This is a genomic window from Streptomyces sp. Ac-502, from assembly GCF_045222935.1.
Lineage (GTDB): Bacteria > Actinomycetota > Actinomycetes > Streptomycetales > Streptomycetaceae > Streptomyces > Streptomyces monomycini.
Genome location: NZ_JBHFFO010000001.1, coordinates 3,936,783 through 3,957,990 on the forward strand (window position 1 = coordinate 3,936,783; position 21,208 = coordinate 3,957,990).

The window sequence follows — 21,208 nt, forward strand, 5'->3', positions numbered from 1 at the left end:
ACCGCAATCTACGGCAGGGGGCCCGGCGGGCGCCCGTCGGATTCCCACGGCACGCCTCGCCGCCCGCTGTGGGAACCCTCCGGGATGCGGCGCGAAACGGCGTACGGCACGGGAAAGGCCCCCGGGTGCACCCGGGGGCCTTGCGCACGTACGGACGTCCGCCGGAGACGTCAGAACGGACGGAAGTCCTGGTACTCGTCCTCCGCGTCGTCCCGCGCCGCCTCGCGGTCGCGGCGGCGCACCGCGGCCGGACGCGGCGCTTCCATGCGGTGGTCCTCGCCGCGGCGGCCGAGCATCTCGGCGCCCGCCGCCATCATCGGCTCCCAGTCGAAGACGACCGCGTTGTCCTCGGGGCCGATCGCGATGCCGTCGCCGGCGTGCGCGCCGACCTTGCGCAGCTGGTCCTCGACGCCGAGGCGGTTGAGGCGGTCGGCGAGGTAGCCGACGGCCTCGTCGTTGTTGAAGTCGGTCTGGCGCACCCAGCGCTCCGGCTTCTCGCCGCGGACGCGGAAGAAGTTCTCGCCCTCCGGGGTGACCGTGAAGCCCGCGTCGTCCACGGCCTTCGGGCGGATGACGATACGGGTGGCTTCCTGCACCGGCTTGGCGGCGCGGGCCTCGGCGACGATGCCGGCCAGCGCGTACGACAGCTCCTTGAGGCCGGTGCGCGCGACGGCCGAGACCTCGAAGACGCGGTAGCCGCGCTCCTCCAGGTCGGGGCGGATCATGTCGGCGAGGTCCTGCCCGTCCGGGATGTCGATCTTGTTGAGGACGACCACCCGCGGCCGGTTGTCCAGGCCGCCGTACTGGGCCAGCTCCGCCTCGATGATGTCGAGGTCGGAGACCGGGTCGCGGTCGGACTCCAGGGTCGCGGTGTCCAGGACGTGCACGAGCACCTCGCAGCGCTCCACGTGCCGCAGGAACTCCAGGCCCAGGCCCTTGCCCTGGCTGGCGCCGGGGATCAGGCCGGGGACGTCCGCGATGGTGTAGACGGTCGAACCGGCCGTGACCACGCCGAGGTTGGGCACCAGGGTGGTGAACGGGTAGTCGGCGATCTTCGGCTTGGCGGCCGAGAGCACCGAGATCAGCGAGGACTTGCCGGCGCTCGGGTAGCCGACCAGCGCGACGTCCGCGACGGTCTTGAGCTCCAGCACGATGTCGCGGGCCTCACCGGGCTCGCCGAGCAGCGCGAAGCCGGGGCCTTGCGGCGGGCGGAGGCCAGCGCGGCGTTGCCGAGGCCGCCGCGGCCGCCCTGCCCGGCGACGAAGGTGGTGCCCTGGCCGACCATGTCGGCGAGCACGTTGCCCGCGCGGTCCAGGACGACGGTGCCGTCCGGGACGGGCAGGACCAGGTCCTGGCCGTTCTTGCCGGCGCGGTGGTCGCCGGCGCCGGGCTGGCCGTTGGTGGCCTTGCGGTGCGGGTGGTGGTGGTACTCCAGCAGCGTGGTGACGTCCTGGTCGACGACCAGGATCACGTCGCCGCCACGGCCGCCGTTGCCGCCGTCCGGGCCGCCGAGCGGCTTGAACTTCTCGCGCATCACGGAGGCCACGCCGTGGCCTCCGTTACCCGCGGCGACGTGCAGCTCGACGCGGTCCACGAAGGTGGTCATGGTGGGGATGCCTCCAGATACGACGGGATTGTCTCTGTACTAACACGCCAAGGGCGGACCGGCCTTCCCGCGTACTGCGGGGAGAGGCGGTCCGCCCTCGAAGTGGTGCTGCTGAGCTATCGCTCGATGCCGAAGTGGTGGGTCACTCGGCGATCGGGACGATGTTCACGACCTTGCGGCCACGGTGGGTGCCGAACTGCACCGCACCCTCGGCCAGGGCGAACAGGGTGTCGTCGCCGCCGCGGCCGACGCCCGTGCCCGGGTGGAAGTGGGTGCCGCGCTGGCGGACCAGGATCTCACCGGCGAGGACGGCCTGACCGCCGAAGCGCTTCACGCCGAGCCGCTGAGCATTGGAATCGCGACCGTTCCGAGTGGACGATGCGCCCTTCTTGTGTGCCATGTCTCCTCAGTCCCTTACTTCGCCGGCGAGTCGATGCCGGTGATCTTGATCGCCGTGTACTGCTGGCGGTGACCGATCCGCTTGCGGTAGCCGGTCTTGTTCTTGTACTTCAGGATGTCGATCTTGGCGCCCTTGTGGTGGTCCACAATCTCCGCCTGGACCTTCACCCCGGCCAGCACCCACGGGTCGCTGGTAACCGACTCGCCGTCGACGACGAGCAGCGTCGAGAGCTCGACCGCGTCGCCAACCTTGCCGGCAGAAATCTTGTCAACCTCGACGACGTCACCAACAGCAACCTTGTGCTGGCGGCCGCCGCTACGCACGATTGCGTACACGCGGATCTCACTCTCTCGCTAGATAGGGACCACTGATGCCAGCCGCTCGCACGGGTTCATGACGATCCCGTGACTTCCGAGTGGATGAGCGGCCTCCCCGGCGGACCGGGAGGTGTTTGCTCAGGGGTTTGGCGCGCTATAGACGCCGACGGTCAAGGTTACGGGGCCTTGACCAGGGGGTCAAACCGGCCCCGGGCGCGAAGGCCCGGGACGCGGTCCGTCCTGCTCAGTCCTCCGTCGAAGCCGACACCGACGCGGCCGGGGCCTGCTCGGCGGCAGCGGTCTTCTTGGCCGCCGCCTTCTTCGTCGTGGTCTTCTTCGCGGTGGTCTTCTTGGTGGTGGCCTTCTTGGCGGCCGGGGCCTTCTCCGCCGTGGCCTTCTTGGCGGTGGTGGTCTTCTTCGCCACCGCCTTCTTGGTGGTGGCCGTCTTCTTGGCCGCCGCCTTCTTCGCGGGCGCCTTCTTGGCCGCCTTCTTCGCCGCGGTCTTCTTGGCGGGCGCCTCCTCGGCGGCCTCGGCGGCCTCGGGGACCTCCGTGCCGACAGCGGCGTCCATGCTCGCGGCGGCGTCCGCAGCGGCCTCCACAGCCGGTTCGGCGGCTTCGGCGACCGCTTCGGCAGCCGGCTCGGCGACCGGCTCCGGTGCGGCTTCCGCCGCCGGGGCATCCTCGGCGGCCTTGGGCGAGCCCGCGGGGGCCGACGCCTTACGCGTCGCACGGCGGCGCGGACGGGCCGGCGCGGGCTCCGCGGCCGGTTCCGGCTCCACGACGGGCTCCGGCTCGGCGGCCGGGGCGGGCTCGGCGGCCTCCACCACGATCGCGGCGGCCTCGGACGCCTTGGGGGCACCTGCCGGGGCGGACACCTTGCGGCTGGCGCGACGGCGGCCACGGCCGCGTACGCCACCGGCTGCCGCCTCGGCCTCCGCCGGGCTGCCGAACCACTCATCGGTGTCGGCCACCGCGGGCTGCAGCTCCGCCTCGGTCACCGCGACGGGCTCCAGCTCCGGGTGCTCACCGGCGCGCGCGCTCTCCGCGTCCTGGTGGTCGTCCTGGTGCTGGTGGTCGTGCTGGAGCTCGTGCTGCGGGTGGTCCTGGCCGGACCCGCCGCCCTTGCCCTTCTTCTTGCGCTTGCCGCCGCCACCGCCGCCGGCCGAGGCCGGCTGGTCCATGTGGACGATGACGCCGCGGCCGTTGCAGTGCACGCACGGCTCGGAGAAGGACTCCAGCAGGCCCTGGCCGACCCGCTTACGGGTCATCTGGACCAGGCCCAGCGAGGTGACCTCGGCGACCTGGTGCTTCGTACGGTCGCGGCCCAGGCACTCCAGCATCCGCCGCAGCACCAGGTCCCGGTTGGACTCCAGCACCATGTCGATGAAGTCGATGACGACGATGCCGCCCAGGTCGCGCAGCCGCAGCTGGCGCACGATCTCCTCGGCCGCCTCCAGGTTGTTCCTGGTCACGGTCTCTTCGAGGTTGCCGCCCTGACCGGTGAACTTCCCGGTGTTGACGTCGATGACGACCATGGCCTCGGTCTTGTCGATCACCAGCGAGCCGCCGGAGGGCAGCCAGACCTTGCGGTCCAGCGCCTTCATCAGCTGCTCGTCGATGCGGTACGTCGCGAAGACGTCGACGTCCGAGGTCCACTTCTGGAGGCGGTCGGCCAGGTCCGGCGCCACGTGCGAGACATAGCCGTGGATGGTCTCCCACGCCTCGTCACCGCTGACGATGACCTTGGAGAAGTCCTCGTTGAAGATGTCGCGGACCACCCGGACGGTCATGTCCGGCTCGCCGTACAGCAGGCTCGGCGAGCTGGTGGAGCCCGCCTTGGCCTTCTTCTGGATGTCCTCCCACTGCGCCTGGAGGCGCTCCACGTCGCGGCGCAGCTCGTCCTCGCTGGCACCCTCGGCGGCGGTACGGACGATGACGCCCGCGTCCTCGGGGACGATCTTCTTCAGGATCTGCTTCAGGCGTGCCCGCTCGGTGTCCGGGAGCTTGCGGCTGATGCCGGTCATCGAGCCCTCGGGCACGTAGACCAGGTAGCGGCCGGGCAGCGAGACCTGGCTGGTCAGGCGGGCGCCCTTGTGGCCGATCGGGTCCTTGGTGACCTGCACGAGCACGGACTGGCCGGACTTCAGCGCGGTCTCGATGCGGCGCGGCCCGTTGGCCATGCCGAGCGCCTCGAAGTTGACCTCGCCCGCGTACAGCACGGCGTTGCGGCCCTTGCCGATGTCGACGAAGGCGGCCTCCATCGACGGCAGGACGTTCTGCACCTTGCCGAGGTAGACGTTGCCGACGTACGAGGTCGCCTGCTCCTTGTTGACGAAGTGCTCGACGAGCACGTCGTCCTCCAGGACGCCGATCTGGGTGCGCTCGCCGCTCTGGCGGACGACCATCACACGCTCGACGGCCTCGCGGCGCGCCAGGAACTCCGCCTCGGTGATGATCGGCACCCGGCGGCGGCCCTGCTCGCGGCCCTCGCGGCGGCGCTGCTTCTTGGCCTCCAGGCGCGTCGAGCCCTTGATGGACTGGACCTCGTCGGAGGGCTCGTCCTTCTTGCGGGGCTCGCGGACCTTGACGACCGTGCGCTCCGGGTCGTCGCCGCCCTGGGCGGCGTCCCCGTCACCGGCGTCGCCGCTGCGACGGCGGCGGCGACGGCGACGGCGGCTGCTGCTGGAGCCGCCGCCCTGCTGGTCGTCGTCGTCCTCCTCGGCGGGCGCGGCCGGCTCGGCCTGCTCCTCCTCGGCGGCCGGCTGACCGGCGTCGGACGGCCGGTCGTCGCCGGGCTGGTCGTCGCTGCCGTCGGCGGCCTCGCCGCGACGGCGGCGGCGGCCTCCGCGACGGCGGCGGCGGGAGGGGCGGTCGCCCGACTCGTCGTCGCCCTGCGCGGCGTCGCCGCGCTCGTCGTCGGTGTCGTCCTCGGTGTCCTCGTCGTCCTGGACGTCCTGCGCGTCCTGGACGGGCTTGGCCTGCTCCGCCTTCGGGGCGGGCGCCTGCTCGGCCGCGGGCTGCTGCTCGGGCTCGGCTGCGGCACCCCGGCGGCGACGGCGGCGGCCGCCGGACGCGGGCTGCTCGTCCTGCTCGGCGGCGGGCTCCTCGGCGGCCTGCTCGGCAGCGGCGGCGGCCGCCGCGGCGGCGGTCTCCGGCGTCTGGAACATCGGCTCGGTGAAGACCGGCGCCTGGAACACGGCCGTCGGCGGGCGGCGGTCGCCGCGGCGGCGGGACCCGCGGGCGGGCTCCTCCGGCGCGGCCTCGGCCTCGGCGCGCGGCTGCTCGGCGGTGGCCTGCTCCTGCTGCGCGGCCTCGGCCGCACGGTCGGTACGGCGGCGCGAGCGGCGGCGCGGCGCGTCGCCGGAGCCGGAAGCCGGCGCGGCGGCGGCCGGCTCGGCGGCCTGGGTGCCCTCCGCGGCGTCGCCCGCCTGCGGGGAGCCCGCGGGGGCGGTGGCCTTACGGGTGGCACGGCGGCGCGCACGGGCCGGCTTGGTGTCCTCGGCGGCCGCGGCCGGCGCCTCCGTGGTCTCTTCGGCCTCGTCGGTCTCTTCGGCCTCTTCCACGCCGTCGGCCTGCGCCTCGGCGGCCACGGCGGGCTGCTCGGCGGCGGGCTGCGGCGCTCCGGCCGGAGCGGTGGCCTTACGGGTCGCGCGGCGGCGCGTACGGGCGGGCTTGGCGTCGTCGGACGCGGCGGGCTGCTCCGGGGCGGCGGGCGCCTCGGAGGCGTCGTTGCCGGACGCGGGCTGCGTCTCGGCGGCGGGCGCCTCGGAGGGCGTCTCGGCGGCCGGCGAGCCGGCGGGGGCGGAGGCACGGCGGGCGCGGCGGCGGGGGCGGGCGCTCGGCGCCGCTTCCTCGGCGGCCGGCTGCGTCTCCTGCGGGGCCGGCGCGGCGGCCGGAGCCTCGGCGGGGGCCTGCGCGGCCTCGGCCGCCTGCGGGGAGCCCGCGGGGGCGGTGGCCTTGCGGGTGGCACGGCGGCGGGTGCGCGCCGGCTTGGCGTCGTCGCCGGAGACGACCGCGGAGGCGGCGCTCCGGTCGTCCTGCGCGGCGCTCGCGGCCGCGCTGCCGGTGGTCCCGGTGCCGCTGTCCGCGGTCACCGTGCTCCCGGCGGAGGCGCTCGCCGCCCCCGAGGGCGGGCCGGCCGGCCGGGAGGCGGCGCGGCGCCGACGGCGCGGCGGCAGCGTGTCGCTGGGGGTGCCGCCCTCGGAGGACTGCTCCGAAGGGCCGCTGGGTTCGTTGGGCTCAATGGGTTCGAGCATGCGGGCGGTTCTCCCGTCACGCTCCCGGGCGCCGCGCCTTGGTCCGGACGCGGCCCGCCGGTGCTGCGCGGTGCCGCCCTCCGGGGCGCGGGCGCCGCACGGGAGCTGTCGTCTCGCTCGCCGGGCCCGAAGGTCGGGGACCGGCGAAAGTCTGCTGGTCAGTGCGTCTGCCGGGCCGGGGTGGCTCCCTGGCTGATCGGCGACGCGACGACGGCGGCCCTGAGCAGGACCGTCCGGCGCCTCGCGGCGCTCAGCCGGCGGCCGTTGTTGTGCCGGCCTCGGCAGCGTCGCGGTCGGGCGCGAGCGGGTCGGTCACCGCGCCGGTCTCCTCATCGAGCAGCCCCTGCGCCAGCCTGGTCACCGCTGCGGGGACCGGCGGCGCCAGGTCGGCCGTAGCTCGGAGGCCGGACAGGACGTCGTCGGGTCGTACGGCAGGTGTCAAATGCCGAACAACCAGCCGCAGTATCGCACAGGCTTTGCCGTCCGGCCTATCGCCCTCGGGGGCGACGGCTTCCAGGCGGGTGACCGCACCGCGCGCGTCGAAGGTCCGCATTCCGTTTTTTGTACGGCGTTCGACCTGCACTTCTTCGGCGGCGAGGAAGGTCTCGGCGGCCCGTGCCGCCGCGGCCGGCTCGACGCCGTCGAGCCGCAGTTCCCACACCGACGCCTGCAGCCGGTCGGCGAGGCCGGAGGTGCGGGCCTCCACCGCGTCGGTGATGTCCAGACCGGTCGGCAGCGACTCGTTCAGCAGCTCTTGGAGCATGGCCGGATCGCGGCGCTCGGCAAGCTGGATCTCCAGGTACTCGGCCTCGCTGCCGGTACCGGTCGGCGCGGCGTTGGCGTACGACACCTTGGGGTGCGGGGTGAAGCCCGCCGAATAGGCCATGGGGACCTCGGCGCGGCGCAGCGCCCGCTCGAAAGCGCGCTGGAAGTCGCGGTGGCTGGTGAACCGGAGGCGGCCGCGCTTGGTGTAGCGCAGTCGGATGCGCTGCACCGCCGGTGCGGGCGGCGGGCCTTCGGGCTGTCGCTTGCCCAGTGTTACTTCTCCTTGGTGTGAGGGCGCTGCCGGACGTCACCCCGCGCGGGGCGGGACGGTCCGTCCGGATGACGCCTACCCGGCGTCGCCCGGTCCGGGCCCCCGCCCAGGCGAGGACACGTCGCGCCCGGACGTCTTACCTAGAGTACGTGCCCGTGGCCCCGCGGGTTCCCGCCGGGGCTCCGGCACCGCGGCGCGCTCCGGCCGCCGCGGTCCTCCGAACAGGGCCCGCCGGAGGTCGGCGCGGGTCTGCCGGACGGACTGCCGGGCGGCGGCCAGCGCGTGCCGTACGGACCGGCCCGCCGCGCCCGCCGCGCGCCGCACCGGGCGCCACAGGCCGTCGCGTACGGCATGGCCCACCGGGGCGAGGACCGTGCGGTACGCCCACCGGAACGGCTCGACGAAGATCCACCGCAGGAGTGTGCCGAGGGCCCGGCCGACGGCCCGGGACACGTACCCGGCCACCCGCCAGCAGTGCCCGAACGCGGCACCGGTCTCGCGCACGACGACGGTCACGGCGGCGCCGACCGCCCGGCCCACCGGGGCGAGGACGTACCGCCACACCGCGACGGCCGGTACGACGACCGTCCACCGTACGAGGGCGGCGACGGCGGCCGCGATGCCGCGGGCCACCCAGACGATGCCGTGCCCGACGGGCGTCAGCACGTACCGGTGGCACCACTGGGCGGGGAGCACGACCAGGTGCCGGCCGAGCCAGGCCAGGCCCGTCCCCAGCCCGCGGATCAGCCGGGCGAAGCCGCGCCCGAGCCACCTGAAGGCGTGTCCGGCCGGAGTGAGCACCCAGCGGTAGCACCAGAGCGCCGGCACCACGATCAGGTGATGGACCAGCCAGGCCGCGGCCACGCCGACAGCCACACCGACCGGCACCAGCACATACCGCCACAGAGCGACCCACGGCCAGTAGAACAGCGCCTTGGCCAGCCAACGCAGCGCCGTACCGAAAGCCCGCGCGGCCCAGGCGATGCCGTGTCCGGTCGGCGTGAGGACCCGGCGGTACACCCAGGCCAGCGGCGCGACGACGAGGACGTGCCCCAGCCAGGACAGCCCGCGCCCCACGGGCCGCAGCACTCCGCGGTGCAGGGCACGGCCGCAGGCCGCGAGCGCGTCCCACACCATGCGCACCGGCACCACGAGCACCAGTACGACGATGCGTACCGGCACCCGGACCACCCGCGTCAGACAGCCCTCGCCCGGCGCGCAGGGCTCCGGCACCCGCTGCCGTTCGTGTTCCTTGACCAGTGACGGCCCACCCGTGGGCTCCATACGGTTTTCTCCCCCTCGCGCCCGTTATGGGCACCGACGCACACATGCCGCGGCCCGGCCCCGCATCGCTGCGGGGCCGGGCCGGGGCACGAGCCGTGGAACGCTTGCGCGCCTGGAACGCTTACTTGACGACGGTCAGCGGCAGCAGCTTCTTGCCCGTCGGGCCGATCTGGATGTCCAGGTCGAGCTGCGGGCACACGCCGCAGTCGAAGCACGGGGTCCAGCGGCAGTCCTCGACCTCGGTCTCGTCGAGGGCGTCCTGCCAGTCCTCCCAGAGCCAGTCCTTGTCCAGGCCGGAGTCCAGGTGGTCCCAGGGCAGGACCTCCTCGTACGTCCGCTCACGGGTGGTGTACCAGGCGACGTCCACGCCGTACTCGGGCAGTGTCTCCTCGGCGGCCTTCATCCAGCGGTCGTACGAGAAGTGCTCGCGCCAGCCGTCGAAGCGGCCGCCGCCCTCGTAGACGGCGCGGATGACCGAGCCGACGCGGCGGTCGCCGCGCGAGAGCAGGCCCTCGACGATGCCGGGCTTGCCGTCGTGGTAGCGGAAGCCGATGGAGCGGCCGTACTTCTTGTCGCCGCGGATCTTGTCGCGCAGCTTCTCCAGGCGCGCGTCGGTCTCCTCGGCGGACAGCTGCGGCGCCCACTGGAACGGCGTGTGCGGCTTGGGCACGAAGCCGCCGATGGAGACCGTGCAGCGGATGTCGTTGGAGTTGGCCACCTGACGGCCCTTGGCGATGACGTTGACCGCCATGTCGCCGATCTGGAGCACGTCCTCGTCGGTCTCGGTGGGCAGGCCGCACATGAAGTACAGCTTCACCTGCCGCCAGCCGTTGCCGTAGGCCGTGGCGACCGTACGGATCAGGTCCTCTTCCGAGACCATCTTGTTGATGACCTTGCGCATCCGCTCGCTGCCGCCCTCGGGCGCGAAGGTCAGTCCCGAGCGTCGGCCGTTGCGCGTCAGCTCGTTGGCAAGATCGACGTTGAAGGCGTCGACGCGGGTCGACGGCAGCGACAGGCCGATCTTGTCTTCCTCGTACCGGTCGGCGAGGCCCTTGGCGATGTCGCCGATCTCGGTGTGGTCCGCGGAGGACAGCGACAGCAGGCCGACCTCCTCGAATCCCGTGGCCTTCAGGCCCTTGTCCACCATCTCGCCGATGCCGGTGATGCTTCGCTCCCGCACGGGGCGCGTGATCATGCCTGCCTGGCAGAAACGGCAGCCGCGGGTGCAGCCACGGAAGATCTCGACCGACATCCGTTCGTGGACGGTCTCGGCCAGCGGGACGAGCGGCTGCTTGGGGTAGGGCCACTCGTCCAGGTCCATGACGGTGTGCTTGGACACCCGCCACGGGACGCCGGAGCGGTTCGGCACGACGCGCGAGATGCGTCCGTCGGCCAGGTACTCCACGTCGTAGAACTTGGGGACGTACACGCTGCCGGTCCTGGCGAGGCGGAACAGCAGCTCGTCGCGCCCGCCGGGCCGGCCCTCGGCCTTCCAGGCGCGGATGATCTCGGTGATCTCCAGCACGGCCTGTTCGCCGTCGCCGACCACCGCGCAGTCCAGGAAGTCGGCGATCGGCTCCGGGTTGAACGCCGCATGGCCGCCCGCGAGGATCAGCGGGTGGTCCTCCGTACGGTCCTTGGCCTCGATCGGGATGCCCGAGAGGTCCAGGGCGGTGAGCAGGTTGGTGTAGCCCAGCTCGGTGGAGAAGGAGACGCCGAGTACGTCGAAGGCGCTGACCGGGCGGTGCGCGTCGACCGTGAACTGCGGCACCTTGTGCTCGCGCATCAGCGCTTCGAGGTCCGGCCAGACGCTGTACGTGCGCTCGGCCAGCACCCCTCGCGCTCGTTGAGGACCTCGTACAGGATCATGACGCCCTGGTTGGGCAGCCCGACCTCGTAGGCGTCCGGGTACATGAGCGACCAGCGCACATCGCAGGAATCCCAGTCTTTGACGGTGGAGTTGAGCTCTCCACCGACGTACTGGATGGGCTTCTGGACATGCGGGAGAAGCGCTTCCAGGCGCGGGAAGACCGTCTCGACAGGCATCGCGGCGTCTTTCGTGAGCTGGCGGGGGTGACCATCCAGCGTACCCCGGGAAAGCGGCCCTGTTGACGGGGGCCGCCCTGGTGGGCAAGGGGTGACGGCGTACGGACGGTGGGTCACCGGACGGACGGCGGCCCGCCGGGCGCGGCGCGGCCCCGTACCGCCGGCGCCACCGCCCGGCGGATCACCTGCGGCGCGTCACCCGCGCAGCTTCCTGCGGTGCGCCGGTTTCGACGCCTTCCGCCAGACCTCGGGCAGTTCCCGCTCCCGGGCCGCCGCGGCCGCCTCCTCCCGCCCGTACAGCAGACCGAAACTGAATCCGCCCTCGCCCGCGCCGTGCGCCTGTACGGCGAGGTCCCGCAGCGCCGCGCGGGCCAGCACGCTGTCCTGGTGATCGCCGAGCAGCTGCTGCACCCGCTTCATGCGGGTGGCGAACTTCTTCGCCGGACGGCCCAGCGCAGGCGTCGCCGCCTCCGCCGCGTACCGCACCCGCTTGGCCGCCTTGCGGGCGGAATGCAGCGCCTCGTCGCGCTCCGGCCCGGGCGGCGCCGCCAGCGCGGCCGCCATCCGCCGGTCCAGCCGCCGGTAGTCCTTGAGCACGGCCTTCGCCATCGTGCGCCCCGGCGGGCGGGCCGCGGCCGGGCGCAGCGGCGGGTCCGCCAGGAGCGCGTGCAGGCTCTCCAGCAGCGCCAGGTGCCGCGCCCCGTCCAGAACCGCGAGCAGCGACTGCCGGGAGCCCAGACGGCGGCGCTGCGACCACAGGCGCAGACGCGCGGCCACCGGGCCCAGCCGCAGCTCACGCGGCAGCTCCCCCAGCCCTTCCCGCAGGCGCGCCGCCAGCACCTCGCGGTCCCGGTCCACGCCCAACTCACCGGCCAGCCACTTCAGTTCGTCGCCGATCGGATCGGTCACCGACCGGTCCAGCACCGCGCCGTACGAGCGGAAGGCACTGCGCAGACGGCGGGTGGCGACGCGCATCTGGTGCACCGAGTCGGGTACGTCACGGCGGACGGCCGGGTCCAGCTCGACGAGGGTGCGGATCTGCTCACGGACGTACGCGAGGACGGCGTCGCCGGCGGTGCGGAGGCCGGCGGGACGGGGGGACGCGGCGTCTTTTCCGGCCTTGCCGGGTTTGCTTGCCTTACCGGGCTCGTTCGTCTTGCCGGACTTATTCGTCTTGCCCGACTTTGCGGGCTTGGTCGGTTTCCCGGCCAGGGAAGACATTCCCCGCTTTGTCCGCTCCTGCGGCTGCTGATCCGTCGGCTCTGCCGTTTCTCCCGGCTCTCCCCCTCTGCCACCTCCGCCGTCTCCGCCAGCGCGCGGGCCAGCTTGGACGCCGAACTGGCGGGCCGGACCCCGGCGGCCGCGAGGACCTCCTCCACGGCATCCAGGAGAGCGGGAGTCCCGTCCCCCACCAGCTCCACCTCGATCTCGCGCCAGCGGACACCGGCCGTCACCCGGCCCCCGGGCGGGGCCTGGTCATGACCAGGGTCATGGCCCTGGTCCGGGCCTTCCTCCCCCGGCCCGCGCCGTCCACCGCCCCCGCTCCGTCCACCCGGTGCGCCACCACCTCGTCGACCGCCACCTCGGCGAGGGGTTCGCCCTGCTCGCTCTCCAGCACCCGCAGCGTGCGCCGGGTCCGCAGGTGCGCCACCGGGGCCAGGCGCGCGCCGCGCACCCGCGAGCGCACCAGCGCCGCGAGCTTCGGCGGTACCCGGTCGGCGAGCGGCATCCGCACCTCGTCCCGTACGCCGGGCGCGACCGGCAGTTTCAGGTGCCAGCCCGCGTCGCCGCCGCCGGTGCGCCGCCGCAGCGTGATGCTGTCGGCGGCGAGCCGCTGGTCCGGGGTGTCGTAGTAGGTGGCGAGCAGGACTACGGTGCCCTGGTCCGCGACGGCTCCGACCCCGGCGACGCCGGTCAGGTCGGGCAGTTCGGTGCTGTCATCGGCCTCGTACTTTCGCTCGATCTCCCGCACGGTGTCCGCCATGGATCGAATCTAGCCGCGTGTGCGGCACCGAGGCAGTCCCCGACCGGACGTTCTGACGGTAGCGCGCCACCGACCGGAAGATTGCCGGGCTGGCCACGCGGCATCCGGCCCGAAACAGTTCATCTCTCCACGAACACCTGCGAATGCCGGACAGCTCCTTTCCGGCCGGTTGCGGAAATACGCCGTCTTGCCGTCGGCAGTTGCCACTCGGACGATCGGTCCCTCATCCCGCGTGCGGACCGCGGCGGCCACGAGGGCCGCGGTGCGTCGGCGCGCCCTTTCCCGAGGAGGACCGATGACCACCAACGGACGCCAGAGCCTCAGTCCCGATGCGGCACGGCAACTCGCCACCGCCACCAAGACCACGCCGCAGATGCGCGGCATCACCCCGCGCTACCTGCTGCGCGCCCTGCCGTGGGTGGACGTCGACGCCGGTGTCTACCGCGTCAACCGCCGCCGTACGTTCATCCTCGGCGACGACCGGATCAGTACCTTCTCCGAGGGCGACAGCCACCGCATCGTGCCCGAGGACCTGCGCGAACTGCCGTTCCTGCGGCAGGCGGACGAGGGGCAGCTGCGCGAACTGGCCGAGACGTGCGACGAGGTGACCTTCGAGGCCGGGCAGTTACTGTGCTCGGAGAGCGACAGCGCCGACCGGCTCTGGGTGCTCGTGCGGGGCCGCGCGGAGAAGCGGGTGACCGGCCGTTACGGCGAGGACGCGCTCCTGGAGATCGTCGGCGACGGCCAGTTCTTCGACCTGGAGGCCTGGGCCAAGGGCGAGACGCTGCCGTACCGGGTCCGTACCCTCACTCCCGGTGTCGCGCTGTGCATCCACCGCTCCAAGCTGGCCGAACTGGCCGACCGGGACGAGTCGTTGCGTACCTCGATGGAGTCGTACTGCTCCGGCGAAGGGCCGACGCCGGGCGCCGAGGCGCCGGTCGACCTGGCCTCCGGGCACGTCGGCGAACCAGTGCTGCCGGGTACGTACGTGGAGTACGAGGACACGCCGCGCGAGTACCACATGAGCCTCGCCCAGACCGTGCTGCGCGTGCACACCCGCGTCGCCGACCTGTACAACCAGCCCATCGACCAGACCCGGGCGCAGAGCAACCTGACCGTGCACGCGCTGCGTGAGCGGCAGGAGTCGATGATGCTCAACCACCCGGAGTTCGGCCTGTTCAACCAGGTCGCGCCGGGGATGCGGGTGCAGCCGCGCACCGGCGCGCCGACACCGGACGACCTGGACGAGCTGCTGGCCAAGGTGTGGAAGCAGCCCGCGTACTTCCTCGCGCACCCGCGGGCGATCGCCGCGTTCGGCCGCGAATGTACCCGCCGGGGTGTGCCCCCGGTGACCGACACACGGTTCGGCAGTCCGCTGCTGACCTGGCGCGGCGTGCCGCTGCTGCCGTCCGACAAGGTGGGCATCAACGGCGCGGGCACGACGGAGATCCTGCTGATGCGGGTGGGCGAGGCCGAGCAGGGCGTGGTGGGTCTGCGTCCCAGCCAGGTGCCCGACGAGGCGGAGCCCGGCCTGTCCATCCGCAACATGGGCGTGGACCAGAAAGCCATCACCTCGTACCTGGTCACGGCCTACTTCAACACCGCCGTCCTGGTCGAGGACGCCCTCGCCGTCCTCCAGAACGTCGAGGTGTCCAAGTACCATGACTACTCCTGAGGTCACGGGGCTCACGGCACCGCTGAGCGCGCTCCTCGGCAAGGGGTTCGGTACGGGCACCGCGGCCCCTGCCACCAGCACGGACACGGCGACGGGCGCGGCCCCGGGCACCGCGACGAGCACCGCGCCGGCCACCGCACCCCACACCGCGTCCACCACCACACCGAGCATGGGCGCGGATCCGGGCGCGGGGGCGACCGTCGTACCGGCCGCGGCCATGGCGGGTCTGCCGGGCATGCAGCAGGTTCCGAGCGCGGACACCGCCGCGGGCGGCACGCCGTCACGTGCCGTACCGGCTACAACTGCCGTACCGGGTACGGCGTCGGCAGTACCGGGAGCGGACCAGCTCCTCGGCATGGGCACCGTCCCTGACATGAGTGCGGTCCCGGGCATGAGTGCGGTCCCGGGCATGAACGCGATACCCGGCATGAGCGCGGCACCGACCACGAGCGCGCCCCCGGGCGCGGACGCCGTTCCGGCCACCGCCACCACCGGAGCGGCCCCCGCCGCCACAGCCCCTGCCACCAGCGCCTTCCCCGCCACCGACGCCGTCCCCACCACCCCCGCGGCCCCCGCCCCAGCCCCCGGCGCGGTTCCCTCCACCGTCCCCGGCTCTTCCACCGTCCAGCAGTTCCCCGGTGCCCAACGCGGCGCCTTCTCCCCCGAGATGGCGCGCCGGGACTTCCCGATCCTGCACCGGCTGGTCAACGGTCGGCCGCTCGTGTGGCTCGACAACGGCGCCACCACGCAGAAGCCGCGCCAGGTGATCGAGGCCGTGGCCGCGTTCTACGGCTCGGCCAACTCCAACATCCACCGCGGCGCCCACACCATGGCCCGCGACGCCACCGCCCTGTACGAAGCGGGCCGGGCCGCCGTCGCGGAGTTCCTGGGCGCCCCGTCCCCCGAGGAGATCGTCTTCGTCCGGGGCACCACCGAGGCGGTCAACCTGGTCGCCCAGACCTGGGGGCGGGCCAACGTCGGTCCGGGCGACGACATCCTCGTCCCCGTATTGGAGCACCACTCCGACATCGTGCCCTGGCAGCAGCTGGCCGCCGAGACGCACGCCCGGGTGGTGCCGGTCCCGCTGCTGCCGGACGGGCAGATCGACCAGTTCGCCTACGCCGACCTGCTGTCCTCCCGTACCCGCCTGGTGGCCGTCAGCCATGCCTCCAACGTGCTGGGCACCGTCCCGCCGGTGGCGGAGATGACGGCGCTGGCGCACCGTTACGGCGCCAAGGTGCTGGTGGACGGCGCGCAGGCGGTGGCCCACTTCCCGGTCGACGTGCAGGCTCTGGACGCCGACTTCTACGCCTTCTCCGGTCACAAGCTGTTCGCGCCCACGGGGATCGGCGCGCTGTACGCCAAGCCCGAACTGCTGGCGTCGATGGCGCCGTGGCAGGGCGGCGGGAACATGATCGAGTCCGTCTCCTTCGACCGCACGACGTTCGCGCCCGCACCGCACCTCTTCGAGGCCGGTACGGGCCACATCTCCGGCGTGGTGGGGCTGCTCGCGGCCCTGGACTGGCTGTCGTCCTTCGACCTCCAGGCCATCGCCGCGTACGAGACCCAGCTGCTGGCCTACGCGCAGCAGGCGCTGGCGGCCGTGCCCGGTCTGCGGGTGCTGGGCGAGGCCCCCGACCGCATCGGGGTGCTGGCCTTCACGCTCGCCGGGCACGACTCGACGGCGGTGGCGCAGGCCCTCGACCTGGAGGGCATCGCCGTCCGCTCGGGCCATCACTGCGCGCAGCCGGCCCTGGCCCATTACGGCCTGGACAGTGCCGTACGCGCCTCCCTGGCCCTCTACAACACTCCCGAGGAGGTGGACCAGCTGGCGGCCTCCTTGCTGCGGCTCCAGCAGGGAGCGTGAGCTGACCGGGAGTGCCCGCCCCACCGTCGGGGCGGGCACTCCCCCGTTCCCCCCGGTACGGGACCGGGCCGCCGGGATCGGGAGCCCCTCCCCCGGGGCCGCTCGTAACCTGCCGGTACAGTGCGGTCCTTGGTTCGCGCGTATCACAGCAGGGGGGACGATGCTTGCGCATCTGACGGACACGGCTCGCCAGTTGGCCCGGGTCCTGTGGCAGCAGCACACGGTCTACCGGGACCGGACGGGCGGTGTGGTCATACGGGGCGAGCACGTCCAGCGGTGGATCAGCCTGTCCGTCACCGGGACGCGCGGCGAGGTGCTGTTACGGGCGGGCCGCATCCTGGACGGCGGTACGAGTGCGCCCGCGCGGGCGGAAACGGTCATGCGGCTCGACAGCGGTACAGGCGAACTGGCCGCCGCCTGCCGCCGACTGCTGGCCGACACGGCCCTCAGCGGCGCTCCGGAGGCGCCCCGGGAGCCCCGGCCCGGCCGGGACCGGCCTCAGGCCCGGCAGCGGGCGGGCGGGGCGCGGATCGCCCTGTGGGTGCTCCTCGCCACGGTGACGAGCGCCGCGGTGCTCGCCGCACTCGTCGCGTACAGCTCCTACCGCGCCGCCCGCTGACGTACGGAGGTCACGCGCCGTACGCGGGTGCCGTACGGCCGGCGCGGAATCAGGCCGACACCGGCCGCTGCACATGGATGGACTGGAGCAGCCCTATGGCGATCCAGACCGCGAACATGGACGTGCCGCCGTACGAGACGAACGGCAGCGGAAGCCCGGTGACCGGCATGATGCCGAGCGTCATGCCGATGTTCTCGAACGCCTGGAAGGAGAACCAGGAGATGCAGCCCGCCGCGACGATGGTGCTGTAGAGCTCGCTGGCCTCGCGGGCGATCCGGCAGGCGCGCCAGAGGACGACCCCCAGCAGGACGATGATCAGGCCCGCGCCGAGGAAGCCCAGCTCCTCACCGGCGACGGTGAAGATGAAGTCGGTCTGCTGCTCCGGGACGAACTGGCCGGTGGTCTGGCTGCCCTGGAAGAGGCCGGAGCCGGTCAGCCCGCCACCGCCGATCGCGATGCGCGCCTGGTTGGTGTTGTAGCCGACGCCCGCCGGGTCCAGGCTCGGGTTGGCGAAGGCGGCGAAGCGGGCGATCTGGTAGTCGTCCAGCAGTCCCAGCTGCCAGATGGCGACGCAGCCGAGGACGCCGGCGCCGAGCAGCCCGAGGACCCACCGGTTGGAGGCGCCGGAGGCGAGCAGGACGCCGAGGATGATCGCGCCGAGGACCATGACGGAGCCGAGGTCGGGCATCAGCATGATGATGGCGACGGGGACCGCGGCCAGGCCCAGGGCCTGTACGACGGTGCGGTGGTCGGGGTGCGGGCGGTCCCCCGCGTCGACCCGGCCCGCGAGGATCACCGCCATCCCCAGCGTGATCGTGATCTTGGCGAATTCGGCGGGCTGGAGGGAGAGGCCGCCGGGGATGGCCAGCCAGGAGCGGGAGCCGTTGATCGTGGCGCCCAGCGGCGTCAGGACGAGCAGCGACAGCAGCAGCGAGAGGGTGTAGAGGATCGGCACGGCCCCGCGCAGCGTGCGGTGGCCGAGCCAGATCGCGGCGGCCGCCAGGGCCAGGCCGATGCCGGTGTTCAGCAGATGGCGCAGCAGGAAGCCGAACTCGTCGCCGTGGTTGAGTTCGGTGCGGTTGCGGGTCGCGGAGAAGACCAGCACCGCGCCGATCAGGGACAGGGCCAGGCAGCACAGCAGCATGACCCAGTCGAGCCGGCGGACGACCGAGTCGCGCGCCGTCAGCCGGCCCCAGGCGCCGCGGTCGGGGCTGTAGCGGCGGACGGTGAAGCCGTTCGCCGTGTGCGAGCTGGTCACTGTTCCCGCCTTCCGGCCGCGGCGCTCGGCGGTGTGGCGGCGACGGGCTCGATGGGCTGTGCCTGGATCGTGCCGTCGCCCAGGATCTTGGGCAGACCGGTCTGCGGCCTGGGCAGCAGCGCGGCCTTCTCGTCGATCTTGCCCTTGTCGTCCACCCCGTACAGCGCGTTGTAGATCTTGCGTACGGCCGGGCCGGCGGAGCCCGAGCCGGTGCCGCCCTGGGAGATGGTCATGATGATCGTGTAATCCTTGGTGTACGTGGCGAACCAGCCCGTCGTCTGCTTGCCGTACACCTCGGCCGTACCGGTCTTGGCGTGCATCGGGATCTTGTCCTGCGGCCAGCCCTGGAAGCGCCAGGCGGCGGTGCCGCGGGTGGCGACACCGGCCAGCGCGCCGTCGATCTGGGACAGCGTCTTGGCCGTCACCGGCAGCTTGCCGTGCGCCTTGGGCTCGATGTTCTCGATGTGCTTGCCGTCCGGGCTGACGACGGCCTTGCCCACGGTCGGGTTGTAGAGGGTGCCGCCGTTGGCGATCGCCGCGTAGATCGTCGCCATCTGTATCGGGGTGACCTGGGTGTCGCCCTGGCCGATGGAGTAGTTGACGGAGTCACCGGCGCGCATCTTCATGCCGGACTCGCAGTTCTCCCTGGCGATCTTCGAGACGTAGTCGTCGCCGGTCTTGCCCTGCTTGCACCAGCTGTCCTTGTTGGCCTCCCAGTACCGCTTCTTCCACTGGCGGTCCGGGACCCGGCCGGTGACCTCGTTGGGCAGGTCGATGCCGGTCTCCTTGCCGAGGCCGAACTGGTGTGCCGTCTTGTAGAACCAGTCGGCCGGGTTCTTCGGCTTGTTGCCGCCGTCCTTCTGCCACTGCTGGTAGGCGAGGCCGTAGAAGACGGTGTCGCAGGAGACCTCCAGCGCGCGGCCGAGGTTGATCGGGCCGTACCCTTGGACTCGAAGTTCTTGAAGACCTGGTTGCCGATGCTGAAGGAGGCGGTGCAGGGATAGGTGCCGTTGAAGTCGTACCCGGCGTTGACCGCGGCCGAGGTGGAGATGACCTTGAAGATCGAGCCGGGCGCGGCCTGGCCCTGGATCGCGCGGTTCAGCAGCGGGTAGTTGGACTCCTTGCCGGTCAGCTTCGCGTAGTCCTTGCCGGAGATGCCACCGACCCAGGCGTTGGGGTCGTAGGACGGGTTGGAGGCCATGGAGACGATCCGGCCGGTCTTGTTCTCCATGACGACCACGGCGCCCGCGTCGGCCTTGTAGTTGGTGCCGGTGTTCTTGTCGTGGGTGTCGCGGGCGTCCTTCATCGCCTGGGCCAGTTCCTTCTCCGCTATGGCCTGGACACGGGCGTCTATGCTCGTGACGACGTTGGAGCCGGGAACCGCCTTGTCGCTCTTGGCCTTGCCGATGACCCGGCCGAGGTTGTCGACCTCGTAACGGGTCACACCGGCCTTGCCGCGCAGCGCGCTGTCGTAGGTGCGCTCCAGCCCGGACCGGCCGATCTGGTCGGAGCGCAGCAGCGGCGAGCGGGTGTCCTTGGCCTTCTGGATCTCCTCGTCGGTGACCGGCGAGAGGTAGCCGAGGACCTGGGCGGTCTGGGCCTTGCCGGGCGCGGCGTAGCGGCGTACGGCGGTGGGCTCGGCGGAGATGCCGGGGAAGTCCTCGGAGCGTTCGCGGATCTGGAGGGCCTGCTGGGTGGTGGCCTCGTCGGTGATCGGGATGGGCTGGAAGGGCGAGCCGTTCCAGCAGGGCTGCGGCGTCTTGGCGTCGCACAGCCGGACCTTGTTGCGGATCTCCGTCTCGGTCATGCCGAGGACCTTGGCGAGCCGGCCGAGCACGGCCTTGCCGTCGTCCTTCATCTTCAGCAGGTCGGTACGGCTGGCGGAGACGACCAGGCGGGTCTGGTTGTCGGCGAGCGGGATGCCGCGGGCGTCCAGGATGGAGCCGCGGGTGGCCGGTTCGACGACCTGCTGGACGTGGTTGTTGCGGGCCTCGTCGGCGTACTCCCGGCCGTTGCGGATCTGGAGGTACCACAGCCGGCCGCCGAGGGTCAGCAGCAGGGAGAAGACCAGGATCTGGATGGCGATCAGCCGGATCGTGACGCGCGAGGTACGGCCGGTCTCCGGAATGTTGGTCACAGTCGCTTGACCCCCTTGATGCGTCCTGCCTTGTTACGGGCCGGTCTGCCGAGCAGTCCGCCGCGCTGGCCGCCGATCCGGGCCGGCTTGGACGGGAGGCCGGTGCGCATCGAACGGCTCGCCTTCAGGCCGGTGCCGGAGCCGATCCAGCCGTGCACGCTCTTGCGGCCCTTGGCGGAGCCGCCCTGCCCGCCTGCCGCGTCCGCCGCCAGCGGGTCGTGTTCGGTCCGGCGGGCCAGCGCCATCACCAGGGGTACGGCGAACGGGGCCAGCAGCAGGTCGTAGAGCGTGGCGGTGAACAGCAGCCAGCCCAGGCCGACGTGCCGGGCGGCGGAGTCGCCCACGAGCGAGCCGACGCCCGCGTACAGCAGCGTCGAGCCGAGGGCGGCGGCGACCACGACGACAAGCGGCATGGTCGCCGAACGGTGCTGCCCGGTGTCCGGCCTGGTCAGCCCGGCCACGTACCCGATGACGCAGAGCACCAGCGCGTACCGGCCGATGGCGTGGTCGGAGGGCGGCGCGAGGTCGGCGAGCAGCCCGGCGCCGAAGCCGACCAGGGCGCCGCTCACATGCCCGTACACCAGCGCCAGGCCGAGGACGACCAGGAGCAGCAGGTCCGGGGTGGCACCGGGCAGTTGGAGCCGCGCCAGCACGCTGACCTGGACCAGCAGGGCCACGACCACCAGCGCGGCGGAGAGCAGGATCCTCTTGATGCGCATCG

At 72.6% G+C, this 21,208-nt stretch carries 10 protein-coding genes and 4 pseudogenes; 3 read left to right on the forward strand and 11 right to left on the reverse strand.

The genetic code is table 11. The features are described from left to right. Positions 1-170 precede the first annotated feature (170 nt). From obgE to ACEXOX_RS17880, 8 genes and pseudogenes are all read right to left on the reverse strand, one after another. A pseudogene (gene obgE, locus ACEXOX_RS17845) lies at positions 171-1,606 on the reverse strand (GTPase ObgE). A gap of 142 nt (positions 1,607-1,748) precedes the next feature. Then, complete coding sequence (gene rpmA / locus ACEXOX_RS17850) at positions 1,749-2,006, reverse strand: 50S ribosomal protein L27 (RefSeq protein WP_030020524.1); 258 nt, start codon at positions 2,004-2,006, stop codon at positions 1,749-1,751. A 14-nt stretch (positions 2,007-2,020) separates the two neighbouring features. Further along, positions 2,021-2,341 carry a 50S ribosomal protein L21 gene (gene rplU, locus ACEXOX_RS17855; protein ID WP_030020525.1) on the reverse strand — a complete coding sequence of 107 codons (321 nt, stop codon included), beginning with the start codon at positions 2,339-2,341 and terminating at the stop codon, positions 2,021-2,023. A 226-nt stretch (positions 2,342-2,567) separates the two neighbouring features. After that, entirely contained in the window at positions 2,568-6,581 is a 4,014-nt protein-coding gene (locus ACEXOX_RS17860) for a ribonuclease E/G (RefSeq protein ID WP_406521790.1), read from the reverse strand. Between the two features lie 250 nt (positions 6,582-6,831). Next, positions 6,832-7,575: a TIGR03936 family radical SAM-associated protein gene (locus tag ACEXOX_RS17865; protein WP_406521792.1), complete on the reverse strand. Its 744-nt coding sequence runs from the start codon at positions 7,573-7,575 to the stop codon at positions 6,832-6,834. Between the two features lie 117 nt (positions 7,576-7,692). After that, entirely contained in the window at positions 7,693-8,901 is a 1,209-nt protein-coding gene (locus ACEXOX_RS17870; protein WP_406521793.1) for a hypothetical protein, read from the reverse strand. A 121-nt stretch (positions 8,902-9,022) separates the two neighbouring features. Then, positions 9,023-10,947: pseudogene (locus ACEXOX_RS17875) on the reverse strand (TIGR03960 family B12-binding radical SAM protein). A gap of 195 nt (positions 10,948-11,142) precedes the next feature. Further along, a pseudogene (locus tag ACEXOX_RS17880) lies at positions 11,143-12,931 on the reverse strand (CHAD domain-containing protein). A 295-nt stretch (positions 12,932-13,226) separates the two neighbouring features. On the opposite strand from ACEXOX_RS17880, the gene ACEXOX_RS17885 reads away from it, so the two are divergent. From ACEXOX_RS17885 to ACEXOX_RS17895, 3 genes are all read left to right on the forward strand, one after another. Continuing rightward, positions 13,227-14,606, forward strand: a complete 1,380-nt coding sequence (locus tag ACEXOX_RS17885; RefSeq protein WP_030020532.1) for a family 2B encapsulin nanocompartment shell protein — start codon at positions 13,227-13,229, stop codon at positions 14,604-14,606. Beyond that, positions 14,593-16,473, forward strand: a complete 1,881-nt coding sequence (locus tag ACEXOX_RS17890; RefSeq protein WP_406521795.1) for a SufS family cysteine desulfurase — start codon at positions 14,593-14,595, stop codon at positions 16,471-16,473. Before ACEXOX_RS17885 ends, ACEXOX_RS17890 begins: the two co-directional genes overlap by 14 nt. 160 nt (positions 16,474-16,633) lie before the next feature. Beyond that, entirely contained in the window at positions 16,634-17,092 is a 459-nt protein-coding gene (locus ACEXOX_RS17895) for a hypothetical protein (protein WP_406521797.1), read from the forward strand. 49 nt (positions 17,093-17,141) lie between these two features. Here ACEXOX_RS17895 and rodA read toward each other — a convergent pair whose 3' ends face one another. The 3 genes and pseudogenes from rodA to mreD all read right to left on the reverse strand — a co-directional run bounded on the left by rodA (position 17,142) and on the right by mreD (position 21,206). Beyond that, entirely contained in the window at positions 17,142-18,350 is a 1,209-nt protein-coding gene (gene rodA / locus ACEXOX_RS17900; protein ID WP_406521798.1) for a rod shape-determining protein RodA, read from the reverse strand. After that, positions 18,347-20,487, reverse strand: a pseudogene (gene mrdA / locus ACEXOX_RS17905) (penicillin-binding protein 2). Before mrdA ends, rodA begins: the two are co-directional and overlap by 4 nt. Continuing rightward, positions 20,484-21,206: a rod shape-determining protein MreD gene (mreD, locus tag ACEXOX_RS17910; protein ID WP_406521799.1), complete on the reverse strand. Its 723-nt coding sequence runs from the start codon at positions 21,204-21,206 to the stop codon at positions 20,484-20,486. The pseudogene mrdA and the gene mreD overlap by 4 nt, the downstream one beginning before the upstream one ends. Positions 21,207-21,208 lie beyond the last annotated feature (2 nt).

Coding starts and splice junctions, on each gene's coding strand:
- ACEXOX_RS17885 (WP_030020532.1), top strand. CDS start 13,227: ATGACCACCAACGGACGCCAGAGCCTCAGTCCCGATGCGGCACGGCAA.
- ACEXOX_RS17860 (WP_406521790.1), bottom strand. CDS start 6,581: ATGCTCGAACCCATTGAGCCCAACGAACCCAGCGGCCCTTCGGAGCAG.
- ACEXOX_RS17895 (WP_406521797.1), top strand. CDS start 16,634: ATGCTTGCGCATCTGACGGACACGGCTCGCCAGTTGGCCCGGGTCCTG.
- mreD (WP_406521799.1), bottom strand. CDS start 21,206: ATGCGCATCAAGAGGATCCTGCTCTCCGCCGCGCTGGTGGTCGTGGCC.
- rpmA (WP_030020524.1), bottom strand. CDS start 2,006: ATGGCACACAAGAAGGGCGCATCGTCCACTCGGAACGGTCGCGATTCC.
- ACEXOX_RS17890 (WP_406521795.1), top strand. CDS start 14,593: ATGACTACTCCTGAGGTCACGGGGCTCACGGCACCGCTGAGCGCGCTC.
- ACEXOX_RS17870 (WP_406521793.1), bottom strand. CDS start 8,901: ATGGAGCCCACGGGTGGGCCGTCACTGGTCAAGGAACACGAACGGCAG.